Below are 15,019 nucleotides of genomic sequence, written 5' to 3' on the forward strand. Positions count from 1 at the left end.
GCGGCTTCGTGTCTCTCTTCGATAACGTCTGCGTGATCATTCGGTGGATTGTGGAACGAAGGAGAGGGGACCGTGCGTTCCTTTTCCTGAGCCGATCGCGGATCGACGAAGACCGCGGATCTATGACCACGGGGGTGGACGAGCGGCGCACGACTGTGTGCGCCCACTGAGCAGCAAGACGAAGGGGCCGCGGCGAGATGGCTGGACTGGCTGGACTCTCGGCACTCGGGGCCTCCGGGTCCAATCCCGACGTCGGTCTGCTCTACGACATCAACGGCCTGGCGAAGGACGCCCCCGGCTGGGTCGACAGCGCCATGGCGTTCGTCGGTGAGTACGGGCTGCTGCTCGCGCTCGTGCTGCTCACGCTGTGGTGCTGGTGGGGGGTGCGGAAGCGGGACTCGCTCGACGACGCCGCCTCGTCCGTCGCCTCCGTCGTGTGGGCGCCGCTCGCCGCCGGGATCGCTGTCCTGGTGAACGTGCCGATCCGCAGTTTCGTCGAACGGCCCAGGCCCTTCACGGACCACGACGGGCTCGACGTCCTGGTCAGCGGCAAGTCGGACTTCTCCTTCGTCAGCGATCACGCGACGCTCGCCATGGCCATCGGAGCCGGCCTCTTCGTCGCCCACCGAAAGTTCGGGCTCATCGGCCTGGGGCTCGCGGTGCTCGAAGGGTTCTGCCGGGTCTTCATGGGCGTGCACTACCCGACGGACGTCGTCGGCGGATTCGCCCTCGGCACGGCGGTGGCGCTGCTCCTGTCGCCGCTCGCGTCCGCGCTGCTCACCCCGCTGGCGCGCGCCGTCGGCCGGACGACGCGGCTGCGGTGGCTGGTGTGGTCGCCTAGCCGTGCCTCGTCGGCTCGGGAGACGGTGGAGATTCCTGAGGCGCGTGAGTCGGAAGAGCGGGATCTGGCCGCTTAGCCTCTTCGGCTGCCCGTCGGGACAGGAGCACGGTGCCGCCGGCGGCGGCGGCGAGCGCCACGGCGCCGGACGTGACCGCGAGGGGGCCCGAAGCGGGGTGGTCCGAGTCGTCGTCGGTGACGGCGGCGGTCGTGACGCCCAGGGCGAACGCGGCGGCGGCGATCGCGAAGACGGCGGCTATGCGGGGTATCCGGGGCTTGTTCATGGTTCCAGCGGAACGCTGCGCTTTGCTTTGGGCCAGTTGAGGGCGTGTTGGGTGGGCCGTATGTGTGGGCTTACCGCTGGAACGGGTGTGCGTTCGCGCAGTTCCCGGCGCCCGTTACGGGGCCCGGTGGGGGCGCGGAGGACGAGGGCTCAGAGTGCCTGCGGGAACGTGAAGAAGCGGTTCGGGTCGTACTGCTTCTTGACCGTCGTCAGGCGCGCGGCCGCGTCGCCGTAGTACGCCTTGCGCCAGTCCGTCAGCGTCGGGTCCGTGTAGTTCTGGTACGCCGCCCCCGACGCGTACGGGCGCATCGCCGCGTGGGTGGAATCGAGCCAGCCGCGGGCCGTGGAGCCGGCCGTTCCGGCCCGCCAGGACACGATGTACTGCGCGAGCATCCGGGAACGCCGGTGCACGAACGCGGTGGCGGTCGGGTCGACGCGGTTGATCGCCCCGCCGAGCGCGATCAGCGCGATGCTGCCGGCGCCCGAGGTGACGTTCTCCATCTTGGCGAACATGGCGCGGATGCCGGCCGAGGAGATGGAGCGGTCGAAGAAGTCCGAGCGGGCCGCGTACGTCTCGCGCCCCAGTGCTCCCTGCGTGCTGCGCCCCGGGGTCGTGCCCGGCAGATGGCACATCGTGTCCTCGGCGAACGCCGAGCAGCCCGCGTACACCTCCATCGACTCCTCGTAGGAGCGTCGCTTGAGCAAGACGTGCGACGCGGGGCCGGGGCCGCCGGGGCCGTCGGCGAGGCGGTCGACGGCGTTCTGGAGCTCGCGGTAGGTGCCGAGGGAGAACGCGGCGATCGAGATGGTCGGCCGGCCGCCCACCGCGTTGGCTATGTGGCAGGACGACCAGATCTCGTCGGGCTGCGAGGGGCCCCACTCCTGCCAGGCCTTGAGGACGGCCGTGGCCTTCGACCAGGGCCAGGTCATGTACGCGGAGACGGCCTGCGGGGCGGGGTGCGTGCGGAAGCGGAGCTCGGTGACCACGCCGAAGTTGCCGTTGCCCGCGCCGCGCAGGGCCCAGAACAGGTCCTTGTTCTCGCTCTTGTTCGCGACGACCTGCTTGCCGTCCGCCGTGATCAGCGTGGCCTGGGTGAGGCTGTCGCAGGTCAGGCCGTAGGCGCGGGAGACGACGCCGTGGCCCCCGCCGAGGGTGAGGCCGGAGACGCCGACGGTGGGGCAGGAGCCGGCCGGGACGGTGACGCCCTTCGCGGCGAGCGCGCGGTACACGTCGATGAGCTTGGCGCCCGCCCCCACCACGGCCTCGCTCCCGGAGGCCCTGATCGCGGAGAGCTTGGACACGTCGAGGATCAGGCGGCCGTCGCCGGACGACCAGCCCGCGTACGAGTGGCCGCCGTTGCGGATCGAGACGGGGACGTGGTGGGCCCGCGCGTAGGCGAGCGTGGTGCGGATGTCGTCGGGGTGGGCGACGTAGGCGACGGCGGTCGGCTTCAGGCTGTCGAAGCGGGTGTTGTAGAGCTGGCGCGCGGCCGCCCACTTGGCCTGGCCGGGGGTGACGAGGGTGCCGTCGAGGTCCTTGGCGAGTGCCCTGAGGTTCGCCGCGGCGGAGGCGCTCGCGCTGGTGGTGCGGATCGGCGCGCTGGTCGTCGCGCTGGGCGTGGTCCGCCCGCCGGCCCCCGCCGCGCCGGTGCTGCATGCCGTGGCCGCGCCTGCTGTGACGGTGGCCGCGCCGACTGCGATGAACGTACGCCGATCCATGGACGCCTCCCGTTGGTTCCCGGGGTACGAGACGTCTTTGGGAAGCGCGGGGTTCCACGCCGGGGGGTTCAGGGGCGGGCCGTGTGCTCCTCGGCGTCGGTTCTCGCCTTCGAGCGGGCTCTGCGGGAAGGGCCGCGCCAGCCGCATGTGCAGCGGGCCAGGCAGAAGCGGCCTTGTTCGGCCGTGGTCGTTCGGTGGGTCCCGGGGAGTTCGGACTGCTCTTGTGCCACAGCCCAACGGTACGCGTGACGGGTGCAGGCAACCGTCGTTATCCGGTCGACAGCGGGGCCGCGGACGCTCGGACAGGGCTTGGGGGCAGACAGGCGATGGTGCAGCACGGACGCGCAGCACGGGCGGTCGCGGCGGCCGCGGCGGTCGGACTGATGGGCCTCGCCTCCGGCTGTTCGGCCGCCGCGGAGGCGGACAACGAGAGCCCGGCCGAGTCCGCCGCCGCCGTGCACGACGCGGCCGACCGCCTGGTCAGGGAGGGCAGTTCCAAGGCCCGTACGTCCATGGAGATGGCGAGCGGCGGGACCCGCGTCACGATCAGGGGCGAGGGCGTATACGACTACCGGGCGTGTGTCGGGCAGCTGAAGGTCGTGCTTCCGCAGGATCCTTCCGGCGCCGAGGAACACCGGCCCATCACCGAACTCCTCGCGCCCGGAGCCCTGTACATGAAGAACCGGGGCGCGGGGGTGCCCGCCGACAAGTGGGTGCGGGTCGACACGGCCACCATGTCGGACGGGAACCTGGTCACGGGCGGGGCCACGGATCCGTTGGCCGCCGCCGAACTGCTGCGGGGCGCGCGCAAGGTGACGTACGTGGGGGAGAGCGAGCTCGCCGGGACGAAGGTCAGGCACTACCGCGGGACCGTCGACATGGCGGCCGCCGCCCGCGCCGCCTCCCCGGCCAGCCGGCCGTCGCTGGCGGCCGCGGCGAAAGGGTTCGCCAAGGACCAGGTGCCGTTCGACGTGTACCTCGACGACGAGGGCCGGATCAGGAAGGTGCGCCTCCGGTTCAGCTTCGTGAATACGAAGGTGACGGCTGCGGTGAAGGGGAAGGGCGGGAGGAGGGAGGTCGTCGATGTGGCGTCCACCACTCTTCTCTACGGCTTCGGGATTTCGGCGAATATCGAACTTCCCGACACAAAGGACATCTTCGCCGGGAAGATTGCCGAGAACTAGCCGTCCGGAAATGGTCCGTCCGTGCCATGCGCAGCACGTAGGCCGCTCCCTACTCTAGGAAGTCGGCTACGGCTTACGGCTGGAAGAGGTGATGAACGTGGCTCCGGTGGGCGGCACGGCGGTTCATGACCACGTCGCCCTCGCCGAGATCGAGCTGTGCGGTGAATTGATCATCGCGGCGTCGGCCGCGGATGGGGACCGGCTCAGTGCGGACCGTATCGACGAGGTGCTGAGGGTCGCCGAGGAGCGGTGGCCCCGGGACGAGGGGTCCGGGGAGTCCTGAACCTGTGAGGGGCGAGCCGGGGCCGGCGCGCCCCGGCTCCGGGTCACGTATCTCACAGGGCAGGGCGCGCGGTGCGCGTCCCGGGCGTCTCAGGTGCGCAGCATCCGCGCGATCGCCTTCGTCGCCTCCTCGACCTTCGCGTCGATCTCGTCGCCGCCCTTGACCGCCGCGTCGGCGACGCAGTGCCGCAGGTGCTCCTCGAGGAGCTGGAGCGCGAAGGACTGGAGGGCCTTGGTGGAAGCGGAGACCTGCGTGAGTATGTCGATGCAGTAGACGTCCTCGTCGACCATGCGCTGCAGGCCCCGGATCTGGCCCTCGATGCGGCGCAGGCGCTTGAGGTGCTCGGCCTTCTGATGGTGGTACCCGTGGATTCCACGGTCGTGGTCCGTCACGTTCTCACTGTCGTGGTCGGTCACGATCTCGGTCGCTTCCGTGGTCATCGCGTCCTCCCGTTGTATACCCCTAGTGGGTATATGGTACCGAATTTCGAGAGGGTCCGACGGGTTCGCGGGACCCCGTGCCGATCACAGTGCCTGATGGGCGACACTGGGGTATTGCCGGTTAGCCGTGGCCGGATGATGCGCCTAGCATCAGCCTGACCGAATCCAAAGCACCCCGAGGACCCCACGTGCGCTTTCGTCTGACCCCCAGGGAGACGAGCTTCTACGACATGTTTGCCGCATCCGCGGACAACATCGTCACGGGCTCGAAACTCCTGATGGAACTGCTCGGGGCGGATTCCTCCGCCCGGGCCGAGATCGCGGAGCGGATGCGGGCAGCGGAACACGCCGGTGACGATGCCACCCACGCGATTTTCCACCAGCTGAACTCCTCGTTCATCACGCCCTTCGACCGCGAGGACATCTACAAACTCGCATCGTCCCTCGACGACATCATGGACTTCATGGAGGAGGCCGTCGACCTCGTCGTCCTCTACCAGGTCGAAGAGCTGCCCAAGGGTGTGGAGCAGCAGATCGAGGTCCTGGCGCGCGCGGCCGAGCTGACCGCCGAGGCCATGCCGAACCTGCGGACGATGGACAACCTCACCGAGTACTGGATCGAGGTCAACCGCCTCGAGAACCAGGCCGACCAGATCCACCGCAAGCTGCTCGCGCAGCTCTTCAACGGCAAGTACGACGCCATGGAGGTGCTGAAGCTCAAGCAGATCGTGGATGTGCTCGAAGAGGCGGCAGATGCGTTCGAGCACGTGGCGAACACGGTGGAGACCATCGCCGTCAAGGAGTCCTGAGGCCTTCTCATGGACACCTTCGCACTGATCGTGACCATTGGCGTCGCGCTCGGATTCACGTATACGAACGGCTTTCACGACTCGGCGAACGCCATCGCCACGTCGGTCTCCACGCGTGCGCTGACGCCCCGCGCGGCACTCGCGATGGCCGCGGTGATGAACCTCGCCGGTGCCTTCATGGGCAGCGGCGTCGCCAAGACGGTGAGTGAGGGGATCATCGCCACGCCCGAGGGCAGCAAGGGGATGGGCATCCTCTTCGCCGCGCTCGTCGGTGCGATCATCTGGAACCTGGTCACCTGGTACTTCGGCCTGCCGTCCTCGTCCTCGCACGCGCTGTTCGGCGGCATGGTCGGCGCGGCGCTCGCCGGCGGGACGGCCGTCCACTGGACCGGCGTGCTCGACAAGATCGTCATCCCGATGCTCAGCTCGCCGGTGATCGGTCTGATCGTCGGCTATCTCGTCATGTGCGCGATCCTGTGGCTGTTCCGGCGGTCCAACCCGCACAAGGCCAAGCGCGGCTTCCGTATCGCGCAGACGGTGTCGGCGGCCGGCATGGCGCTCGGCCACGGTCTGCAGGACGCGCAGAAGACGATGGGCGTCGTGGTGATGGCCCTGGTCATCTCCGGGCACGAGACCTACAGCGATCCGATCCCGGTCTGGGTCAAGCTCGTCTGCGCGCTGATGCTGTCCCTCGGTACGTACGCGGGTGGCTGGCGCATCATGCGCACCCTCGGCCGCAAGATCATCGAGCTGGACCCGCCGCAGGGTTTCGCGGCGGAGACGACCGGCGCGTCGATCATGTTCGGCTCGGCGTTCCTGTTCCACGCGCCGATCTCGACGACGCACGTCATCACCTCGGCGATCATGGGCGTGGGTGCGACCAAGCGCGTCAAGGCGGTGCGCTGGGGCGTCGCCAAGAACATCGTCCTCGGCTGGTTCATCACCATGCCGGCCGCCGCGCTGGTCGCGGCGGCGAGCTACTGGATCGTGAATCTCGCGTTCGGCTAGCAAGGCGCGTAGGACACGAAAAGAGGGCCCGCCCCCCGGGAGCCAGGGGGCGGGCCCTTTGCCTTGCGGTGGCACCGCCATGCAGCACCGCAAGGAGCAGGTGGTGTCTAGCCGAAGCGGCCCGAGATGTAGTCCTCGGTGGCCTGGACCGACGGGTTGGAGAAGATCCGCTCGGTCTCGTCGATCTCGACGAGCTTGCCGGGCTGGCCGACCGCGGACAGGTTGAAGAACGCCGTGCGGTCCGAGACGCGGGCCGCCTGCTGCATGTTGTGCGTCACGATGACGATCGTGAAGCGCTCCTTGAGCTCGCCGATCAGGTCCTCGATGGCGAGGGTCGAGATCGGGTCGAGGGCCGAGCAGGGCTCGTCCATGAGGAGCACCTGGGGCTCGACCGCGATGGCGCGGGCGATGCACAGACGCTGCTGCTGGCCGCCGGAGAGGCCGGAGCCGGGCTTGTTGAGGCGGTCCTTGACCTCGTTCCAGAGGTTGGCGCCCTTGAGGGACTTCTCGACGACGTCGGCGAGCTCGCTCTTCTTGTACGAGCCGTTCAGGCGCAGGCCCGCCGCCACGTTGTCGAAGATCGACATGGTGGGGAACGGGTTCGGGCGCTGGAACACCATGCCGACCGTGCGGCGCACCGCGACCGGGTCGACGTGGGTGCCGTAGAGGTCCTCGTCGTCCAGGAGCACCTTGCCCTCGACGCGGCCACCGGGGGTGACCTCGTGCATGCGGTTCAGGGTGCGCAGGAAGGTGGACTTGCCGCAGCCGGACGGGCCGATGAAGGCCGTCACGGAGCGGGGCTCCACGGTCATCGAGATGTCTTCGATCGCCTTGTGGGAGCCGTAGTAGGCGGTCAGTCCGCTTACGTCGATTCGCTTGGCCATAACTAACTCACTACTTCCGGGTCGCTGATAGGTCGCGTCAGCGACCGGTCTTCGGGGCCTTCCAGCGGGCGATGCCGCGGGCCACCAGGTTGAGGATCATGATGAAGGCGATGAGGACGAGAGCCGCCGCCCATGCACGGTCGTACGCCGCCGGGCTGCCGCCGCTGTTCTGGTACTGCTGGTAGATGTACAGCGGCAGCGAGGACTGGGGGCCCTGGAACGGGTCCGTGTTGATGAGCGGATTGCCCCAGACCAGCAGCAGTACGGGCGCGGTCTCACCGGCGATACGGGCGATGGCCAGCATCACACCGGTCGTGATGCCGCCGATCGACGTCGGCAGGACGACCTTGAGGATCGTGCGCCACTTCGGTACGCCGAGCGCGAGGGAGGCCTCGCGCAGCTCGTTCGGGACGAGCTTGAGCATTTCCTCGGTGGAGCGGACGACGACCGGGATCATCAGGATGGACAGGGCCATCGACCCGGCGAAGCCGGAGTAGCTGAAGCCGAGGATCAGGATCCAGAAGCTGAGGATGAACAGGCCCGCGACGATCGACGGGATGCCCGTCATGACGTCGACGAAGAAGGTGACCGCCTTCGCGAGCTTGCCCCGGCCGTACTCGACCAGGTAGATCGCGGTGAGCAGGCCGATCGGCACGGAGATCAGGGTGGCGAGGCCGACCTGCTCCAGGGTGCCGATGATGGCGTGGTAGATGCCGCCGCCCGGCTCGTAGTCGGTGACGACGCCCATCGAGTGCGTCAGGAAGAAGACGTCGAGGACCTTCACGCCGCGTGAGACGGTCTCCCAGATCAGGGAGACCAGCGGGATCACGGCGAGGATGAACGCGACCCAGACGACGCTGGTCGCGACGCGGTCCTTGGCCTGGCGCTTGCCCTCGACGGCGGTGGCGATGCCGAACGTGCCGAGCACGAACAGGACCGCGGCGATCAGACCCCACTGGATCTGGCTGTCGAGTCCGGCGCCCAGGCCGATCGCGCAGCCGATCGCGACGGAGCCGACGGCGATGGCGTACGGGGACCAGCGCGGCAGGCGCGCGGCGCTCAGCGAGTTGGTGCCGGGGGCCGGCGGGGTGATCGTTGCGTTGCTCATGCGTTGGCCCCCGAGTACTCCTTGCGGCGGGCGATGATCGCGCGGGCCGCGCCGTTCACGACCAGCGTGATGATGAACAGGACCAGACCGGAGGCGATGAGCGCGTCACGGCCCTGCTCGGTGGCCTCGCTGAACTTCGCGGCGATGTTCTGCGCGAAGGTGCCGCCGCCCGGGTCGAGCAGGCTGGCGTTGATCTCGAAGCTGGGGGAGAGGACCGTCGCGACGGCCATGGTCTCGCCGAGCGCGCGGCCGAGGCCGAGCATCGAGGCGGAGATGACGCCGGAGCGGCCGAAGGGGATCACCGACATGCGGATGACCTCCCAGCGGGTGGCGCCGAGCGCGAGTGCGGCCTCCTGGTGCATCAGGGGCGCCTGCCGGAAGACCTCACGGCTGACGTTCGTGATGATCGGGAGGATCATGATCGCGAGCAGGATGCCGACGGCGAGGAGGGTGCGCGGGGCGCCGCCCTGCCACTCGAAGATGCCGGTCCAGCCGAAGTAGTCGTCGAGCCAGCTGTAGAAGCCGGTGAGGTGCGGCACCAGGAAGAGGGCGCCCCACAGGCCGTACACGATGGACGGTACGGCGGCGAGCAGGTCGACGACGTACGCGATCGCGCCGCCGATCTTCTTCGGTGCGTAGTGCGTGATGAACAGCGCGATGCCGACGGCGACCGGGACGGCGATCGCCATGGCGATGACCGAGGAGACGATCGTGCCGAAGGCGAGGACCGCGATGCCGAAGACCGGCGGGGTCGCGTTGGCGTTCCACTCGAAGGTCGTGAGGAAGTTGCCGTCGTTCTTGGACAGCACCATCGAGGCGCGGTAGGTGAGGAAGGCCGCGATGGCGGCCATGATCACCAGAAGCAGGATGCCGGAGCCGCGCGAGAGACCGAGGAAGATCCGGTCACCGGGGCGGGTGGCGCCGCGGGCCCCGCGCTTGTCGAGCGAGGGCGTCGGCGGATCGGTGGGGGCGGGTGGAGCAGTCGTCTTCGTGGATATATCCATGGGGTTCTCCGGTCTGCGGAGCCGCGGTCGGGCGGCTCCAGGCGGCGGTGCACCGGACGGTGCGGCCCACCCCCGATGGGGGACGGGCCGCACGCTGGGTCAGCTCAGGCTCGCGATGGTGTCGCGGACCTTGGTGTTGATCTCGGAGGGGATCGGCGCGTAGCCGAGGGCCGCCAGGGAGTCCTGGCCGTCCTGACTCGCGACGTAGGTGAGGAAGGACTTGGTGGCCTTGAAGGTGTCGGCCTTGTTGCCCTTGTCGCAGACGATCTCGTAGGTGACGAGGGTGATCGGGTAGGCGCCGTCGGCCTTCGTCGCGTAGTTCAGCTCGAGGGCGAGGTCCTTGCCGGTGCCCACGGTCTTGGCCTCGGAGATCGCCTTGGTGGCGTTCTCGACGGTGGCCTTGACCGGCGCGGAGGCGCCCGTGTCGAGGTCGACCGACTTGATGCCGTCCTTGGCGTAGGAGAGCTCGAAGTAGGAGATCGCGCCGGCGGTCTGCTTGACCTGCTGGGCGAGGCCGGAGGAGCCCTGCGCCGACTGGCCGCCCTTGGCCTGCCAGGCCTTGCCGCCCGAGTACTTCCAGTCCGCCGGGGAGGCGGCCTTGAGGTACTTGGTGAAGTTGTCCGTGGTGCCGGACTCGTCCGAGCGGTGGAACGCCTGGATCTTGGTCTTGGGCAGCTTCGCCTTGGGGTTCAGCTTGGCGATGGCCGCGTCGTCCCAGGTGCTGATCTTGCCGTCGAAGATCTGGGCGAGGGTCTTGGCGTCCAGGACCAGGTTGTCGACACCCGGGACGTTGTAACCGACCGCGATCGGGCCGCCGACCATCGGGAGGTCGATGCCCTGGCCGCCGGAGCAGACCTTCTTGGAGGCGGCGACCTCTTCGGGCTTCAGCGCGGAGTCCGAGCCGGCGAAGGCGACCTGGCCCTGGGTGAACGCCGTGACACCGGCGCCCGAACCCTCGGGCTTGTAGTTGATCTGAACGCCCTTGCACTCGGCGGTGTACGCCTTGACCCAGGCCTGAATGGCGTTGGCCTGCGCGGAGGAACCGTTGGCGAGGAGCTGGCCCTTGGCGTCGTCGCACTTGATGCTGCCGGCCTTGGCGGTCGGGCCGCTGCTCGAACCGCCGTTGGCGCTCGTGTCGTCCGAGCCGCACGCCGTGAGGGCCAGGGCGCCGGAGACGGCGATGGCGCCGAGGGAAAGGGCGCGGAGCCGGTTCTTGCGCTGAAGCTTCACTTTCGGATGTTCCTTCCAGGAGCCGCCGGTCGGTGATCCGGGACGGCGTGCGAAGTCTGTTCGTTCCAGGTAGGCGGTGCGGTGTTCGCCCGTGTGAGCGACTCGCACCGTGTAAGGCCGAAATTAGGCAGGACAGGTGAAGCGACCGAAGGGCATGAGTGAACGGAGGGTGAACCTCGGCGGTCGGTGCGGTGAGGCACTGTGTGACGTTTCGTGATGATGCGAGTACGCGCTGCGACTATGCCAGGTGGAGGGCGCTCAGCAGCGCGTCGACGAGCGTCTTGTCGCGGGGCTGGGTCAGACGGTGGCGGGCCGCGGTCGGGGAGAGCCAGGCGACACGGTCGACCTCGCGGTTCGGCGTGAAACCGCCGTCCGTCGCCTCGGCGGCCCAGTAGTCGACGCGCTTGGGGCGGCCGCCTGCGACATAGCGGGTGGTGGGGAGGCGGGCGCCGGGAGCGCACTGGAAGCCGGTCTCCTCCTCGACCTCGCGCAGCGCGCCCGCGAGGGCCTCCTCGCCGCGCTTCAGCTTGCCCTTGGGGTGCGACCAGTCGTCGTACTTGGGCCGGTGCACGAGGCAGATCTCGACCGGGGCCTCCCCTGCTCGGTCGAAGTCGAGAGCTTGGGGAACATCGTCGTACGAGGAGCGGCGCCACAGGACACAGCCGGCGGCGTGGATGACGTCGTTGTCGGCGTTGCTCATGTGGTGCGGACCGTCTCCTTCAGCCAGGCCCGCTGGAACGCGAAACGGGCCGCTTCCACTTCGTGGCGCTGGTCGGCGTGCAGGACGCCGAGCGCGTAGGCCGTCGCCGGGGCGATGCGCGGGGTGCGGGCCGCGTGGGCGGCGGCCGCCGCGGCCTCGGCGGCGTCCCGGTGCCGGTCGAGCGCGGCGGCCGCCTCGGTCTCCGCGTCGGCCGGCCCGCCGCCGGTGCCGGGTCCGCACGGCACGACCTCCTGGGAGTAGCGGTGCAGCCGCAGCAGGAGGCGTACGTGGTGCCAGGGGGCGTCCTGGGACGGGGGTGCCGTGTCGGCGGTGAGGCCCTGGACGAGGGCCTCCGCGTTGTAGGGGTGGCCCGCCCGGTGGAGGGGCAGCGCGGCGACGGCCTCGGCGAGGCGGGACTCGGCGGAGGCGGCCAGCGCGTCGAGGTCGGCCGTGGTGGCGCGCAGCGGGACCTCGCTGGCGAGTACGGCGACGTTGTCGGCGACCGCGTGGAAGCGGGACGAGCCGAGTGCTTGCAGCGCCGTGGAGTGGGCTCTGGTCCGGGCGAGGGTGAGCTGGCGCTCCAGCAGGGCGCCCGCCTTTGCCGCGCCCACGGTCAGGTTCCCCGACGCCGTGTTCTCGGTCCGCTGCAGCTGGGCCGTGCCCACCCGCCCGGGGGGAGCCGCGGGGTTCTGGGCCGGTACCGCGTGTGCGCCGGAGAGCCGGTGCAGCGCCGACAGCAGCCGCTCCAGGCGGCCCGCGTACGCGTGCTCCTGCGCCAACGTGCCCGAGAGCCATGCCAGTTCGGGGCGCAGCGCGTCGGACCACTCGGGGTCGAGCAGGGGACGGAACGTGTGCAGGGTGCCGCTGATGCGGCGGGCCGAGCGGCGCAGGGCGCGCGCCGCTCCGGCCGCCTCCTCGGCGGTTCCCCCGGACGCGGAGCCACCGCTCTCGCGGTGCTGCCGCAGGGAGCGCAGGAACTCCGTGGCCTGCTCGCGCAGATAAGCCGCGACGACCTCGCCCGCGGAACCCTCCGCTCCCGTCGTCTCAAGGTGTTGCTGTGCCACGCCGGCGCCTCCGGGCGTCTATGAGCATCTCCTGTACGTTCCGCAGGGGCCGGCCCTCCGCGTCCTTGGCGTGCCGGACCCAGTTCCCGTCCGGTCCCAGATGCCAGGAGGCGGTGGTGTCGGACATGCCCGTCTCCAGGAGCCGGTTCAGGGCGCCGCGGTGAGCCGGGTCGGAGACCCTGACCAGGGCCTCGATGCGGCGGTCGAGGTTGCGGTGCATCATGTCCGCGCTGCCGAACCAGACCTCTGGCTCGCCGCCGTTGCCGAAGGCGAAGACCCGGGAGTGCTCCAGGAAGCGGCCGAGCACGGACCGTACGCGGATGTTCTCCGACAGGCCCGCGACGCCCGGTCGCACGGCGCAGATGCCGCGGACCCACACGTCGACGGGCACACCGGCCTGAGCCGCCCGGTACATCGCGTCGATGACGGCCTCGTCGACCATCGAGTTGACCTTGAAGCGGACGTAGGCGGGGCGGCCGGCGCGGTGGTGCAGGACCTCGTTGTCGATCCTCGAGATGAGGCCGTCGCGCAGGGACTTGGGGGCGACGAGGAGACGGCGGTACGTCTCGCGGCGCGAGTAGCCCGACAGCCGGTTGAAGAGGTCGGAGAGGTCGGCGCCCACCTGCGAGTCGGCGGTGAGCAGGCCCAGGTCCTCGTAGAGGCGGGCCGTCTTCGGGTGGTAGTTGCCCGTGCCGACGTGGCAGTAACGGCGCAGGGTGTCGCCCTCCTGGCGCACCACGAGCGACAGCTTGCAGTGCGTCTTGAGGCCGACGAGGCCGTACACGACATGGCAGCCGGCCTCTTCCAGCTTGCGCGCCCACTTGATGTTGGCCTGCTCGTCGAAGCGGGCCTTGATCTCGACGAGGACGAGGACCTGCTTGCCGGACTCCGCGGCGTCTATCAGCGCGTCGACGATCGGCGAGTCGCCCGAGGTCCGGTACAGCGTCTGCTTGATGGCGAGGACGTCCGGGTCGGAGGCGGCCTGCTCCAGGAACGCCTGCACGGACGTGGAGAACGAGTCGTACGGGTGGTGGAGCAGCACGTCCCGCTCGCGCAGGGCGGCGAAGATGTCGGGCGCGGACGAGGACTCGACCTCGGCCAGGTCGCGGTGGGTGCCCGCGATGAACTTGGGGTACTTCAGCTCGGGCCGGTCGAGGCCGGAGATGCCGAAGAGGCCCGTGAGGTCCAGGGGGCCCGGCAGCGGGTACACCTCGGACTCGCTGATCTTCAGCTCGCGCACGAGGAGGTCGAGGACGTACCGGTCGATGGTCTCCTCGACCTCGAGCCGCACCGGCGGCCCGAAGCGGCGCCGCATGAGCTCCTTCTCCAGCGCCTTGAGGAGGTTCTCCGCGTCGTCCTCCTCGACCTCCAGGTCCTCGTTCCGGGTCAGCCGGAACATGTGGTGCTCCAGGACCTCCATGCCGGGGAACAGCTCGCCCAGGTGCTTGGGCGCCGAGATGACGTCCTCGATGGGGACGTAGCGCTGCGGGGAGGCCTCCAGGAAGCGGGAGAGCAGCGGCGGCACCTTGACGCGCGCGAAGTGGCGGTGCCCGGAGACCGGGTTGCGCACGACGACGGCGAGGTTCAGGGACAGGCCGGAGATGTAGGGGAACGGGTGCGCCGGGTCCACGGCCAGTGGGGTGAGCACGGGGAAGATCTGCTGCTTGAACAGCGTGAAGAGCCGGGACTGCTCCTTGTCGGTGAGCTCCTCCCAGCGCACCAGGTGGATGCCCTCGTCGGCGAGCGCGGGAGCGACGTCCTCCTGGTAGCAGGCGGCGTGCCGGGCCATGAGCTCGCGCGAGCGGTTCCAGATCAGCTCGAGGACTTCGCGGGGCTGGAGCCCTGAGGCCGAACGGGTGGCGACGCCCGTCGCGATACGCCGCTTGAGTCCGGCCACGCGGACCATGAAGAACTCGTCCAGGTTGGACGCGAAGATCGCCAGGAAGTTCGCGCGCTCCAGGAGCGGGGTGTCGGGGTCCTCGGCCAGTTCGAGTACGCGCTCGTTGAACGCGAGCCAGCTGCGCTCCCGGTCGAGGAAACGGCCCTGGGGCAGCTCGGCGCTGTAGTCCTCGAACTCGTCGGGGTCGGCGTCGATGTCGGAGGTGAGCTCGGGGAGCTCGGGTTCGAAGTCACCGCCTGCGACCGTGTGCGGGCGGTGCGCGGCTATCGAGCCGACGGACGGCTGCGCTTGCCGGTCGGAGGCCTGGTCCTCGGCGTTCTGCTGGCTCATGGACCCATTCTTCCGCGCCCGGACCACGATGGGCGCGTCGGAGAGCGCGGGCGTGAGGCGGAGTCTCCCGTTCGGGGAGTGCTCCGCCGGGGCCCCGGCGGGGTCGGGCGCGGCGGGCTGCATTCTGTGAGGGTGGCAAGCCCGTCTGAATGGTTGGTTACGGCGACATGACGTGCGGGGCATGGCGGGGCGTCCCGCAGAGGTCTGCGGGGACGTCCCGGCCGTACGAAACGAT

At 69.6% G+C, this 15,019-nt stretch carries 14 protein-coding genes; 5 read left to right on the forward strand and 9 right to left on the reverse strand.

Features of this window, described 5'->3' with window-relative positions:
• The first annotated feature begins 197 nt into the window (after nucleotides 1-197).
• Entirely contained in the window at nucleotides 198-917 is a 720-nt protein-coding gene (locus ACWFR4_RS17105; protein ID WP_453653105.1) for a phosphatase PAP2 family protein, read from the forward strand.
• A gap of 354 nt (nucleotides 918-1,271) precedes the next feature.
• Here the strand turns inward: ACWFR4_RS17105 and ACWFR4_RS17110 are convergent, their stop codons facing one another.
• On the reverse strand, nucleotides 1,272-2,840 hold the full coding sequence (locus ACWFR4_RS17110) for an FAD-binding oxidoreductase (RefSeq protein ID WP_453653107.1): 1,569 nt from the start codon (nucleotides 2,838-2,840) through the stop codon (nucleotides 1,272-1,274).
• A 326-nt stretch (nucleotides 2,841-3,166) separates the two neighbouring features.
• Between ACWFR4_RS17110 and ACWFR4_RS17115 the strand changes: the two genes are divergently transcribed.
• Both ACWFR4_RS17115 and ACWFR4_RS17120 read left to right on the forward strand, forming a co-directional pair.
• Nucleotides 3,167-4,024 carry a hypothetical protein gene (locus ACWFR4_RS17115; RefSeq protein ID WP_453464397.1) on the forward strand — a complete coding sequence of 286 codons (858 nt, stop codon included), beginning with the start codon at nucleotides 3,167-3,169 and terminating at the stop codon, nucleotides 4,022-4,024.
• A gap of 91 nt (nucleotides 4,025-4,115) precedes the next feature.
• Nucleotides 4,116-4,307, forward strand: a complete 192-nt coding sequence (locus tag ACWFR4_RS17120; RefSeq protein WP_453464394.1) for a hypothetical protein — start codon at nucleotides 4,116-4,118, stop codon at nucleotides 4,305-4,307.
• Nucleotides 4,308-4,396: 89 nt separating this feature from the next.
• On the opposite strand, the gene ACWFR4_RS17125 is transcribed toward ACWFR4_RS17120, so the two are convergent.
• A complete protein-coding gene (locus ACWFR4_RS17125; RefSeq protein ID WP_453464392.1) occupies nucleotides 4,397-4,747 on the reverse strand; it encodes a metal-sensitive transcriptional regulator in 351 nt (116 codons plus the stop codon).
• A 188-nt stretch (nucleotides 4,748-4,935) separates the two neighbouring features.
• Between ACWFR4_RS17125 and ACWFR4_RS17130 the strand changes: the two genes are divergently transcribed.
• Entirely contained in the window at nucleotides 4,936-5,556 is a 621-nt protein-coding gene (locus ACWFR4_RS17130; RefSeq protein ID WP_453464390.1) for a DUF47 domain-containing protein, read from the forward strand.
• Nucleotides 5,557-5,565: 9 nt separating this feature from the next.
• The gene (locus ACWFR4_RS17135) at nucleotides 5,566-6,564 is read left to right on the forward strand and encodes an anion permease (protein ID WP_453464387.1); all 999 of its coding nucleotides are present in this window, start codon (nucleotides 5,566-5,568) and stop codon (nucleotides 6,562-6,564) included.
• Nucleotides 6,565-6,671: 107 nt separating this feature from the next.
• Here ACWFR4_RS17135 and pstB read toward each other — a convergent pair whose 3' ends face one another.
• The 7 genes from pstB to ACWFR4_RS17170 form a co-directional block, all read right to left on the reverse strand.
• The gene (gene pstB / locus ACWFR4_RS17140; RefSeq protein WP_453464382.1) at nucleotides 6,672-7,448 is read right to left on the reverse strand and encodes a phosphate ABC transporter ATP-binding protein PstB; all 777 of its coding nucleotides are present in this window, start codon (nucleotides 7,446-7,448) and stop codon (nucleotides 6,672-6,674) included.
• Between the two features lie 37 nt (nucleotides 7,449-7,485).
• Nucleotides 7,486-8,556: a phosphate ABC transporter permease PstA gene (gene pstA / locus ACWFR4_RS17145; protein ID WP_453464377.1), complete on the reverse strand. Its 1,071-nt coding sequence runs from the start codon at nucleotides 8,554-8,556 to the stop codon at nucleotides 7,486-7,488.
• Nucleotides 8,553-9,560 (reverse strand): phosphate ABC transporter permease subunit PstC, encoded by a 1,008-nt coding sequence (pstC, locus tag ACWFR4_RS17150; RefSeq protein ID WP_326712289.1) that lies wholly within the window; start codon nucleotides 9,558-9,560, stop codon nucleotides 8,553-8,555. Before pstC ends, pstA begins: the two co-directional genes overlap by 4 nt.
• Nucleotides 9,561-9,659: 99 nt before the next feature.
• On the reverse strand, nucleotides 9,660-10,790 hold the full coding sequence (gene pstS, locus ACWFR4_RS17155; protein WP_453469634.1) for a phosphate ABC transporter substrate-binding protein PstS: 1,131 nt from the start codon (nucleotides 10,788-10,790) through the stop codon (nucleotides 9,660-9,662).
• A gap of 238 nt (nucleotides 10,791-11,028) precedes the next feature.
• Complete coding sequence (locus tag ACWFR4_RS17160) at nucleotides 11,029-11,490, reverse strand: NUDIX hydrolase (RefSeq protein WP_453469633.1); 462 nt, start codon at nucleotides 11,488-11,490, stop codon at nucleotides 11,029-11,031.
• Complete coding sequence (locus ACWFR4_RS17165) at nucleotides 11,487-12,554, reverse strand: CHAD domain-containing protein (RefSeq protein ID WP_453653109.1); 1,068 nt, start codon at nucleotides 12,552-12,554, stop codon at nucleotides 11,487-11,489. Before ACWFR4_RS17165 ends, ACWFR4_RS17160 begins: the two co-directional genes overlap by 4 nt.
• Nucleotides 12,535-14,907, reverse strand: a complete 2,373-nt coding sequence (locus ACWFR4_RS17170; protein WP_453466800.1) for an RNA degradosome polyphosphate kinase — start codon at nucleotides 14,905-14,907, stop codon at nucleotides 12,535-12,537. Before ACWFR4_RS17170 ends, ACWFR4_RS17165 begins: the two co-directional genes overlap by 20 nt.
• Between the last annotated feature and the right edge of the window lie 112 nt (nucleotides 14,908-15,019).

It is taken from the genome of Streptomyces sp. NPDC055140, from assembly GCF_053607285.1.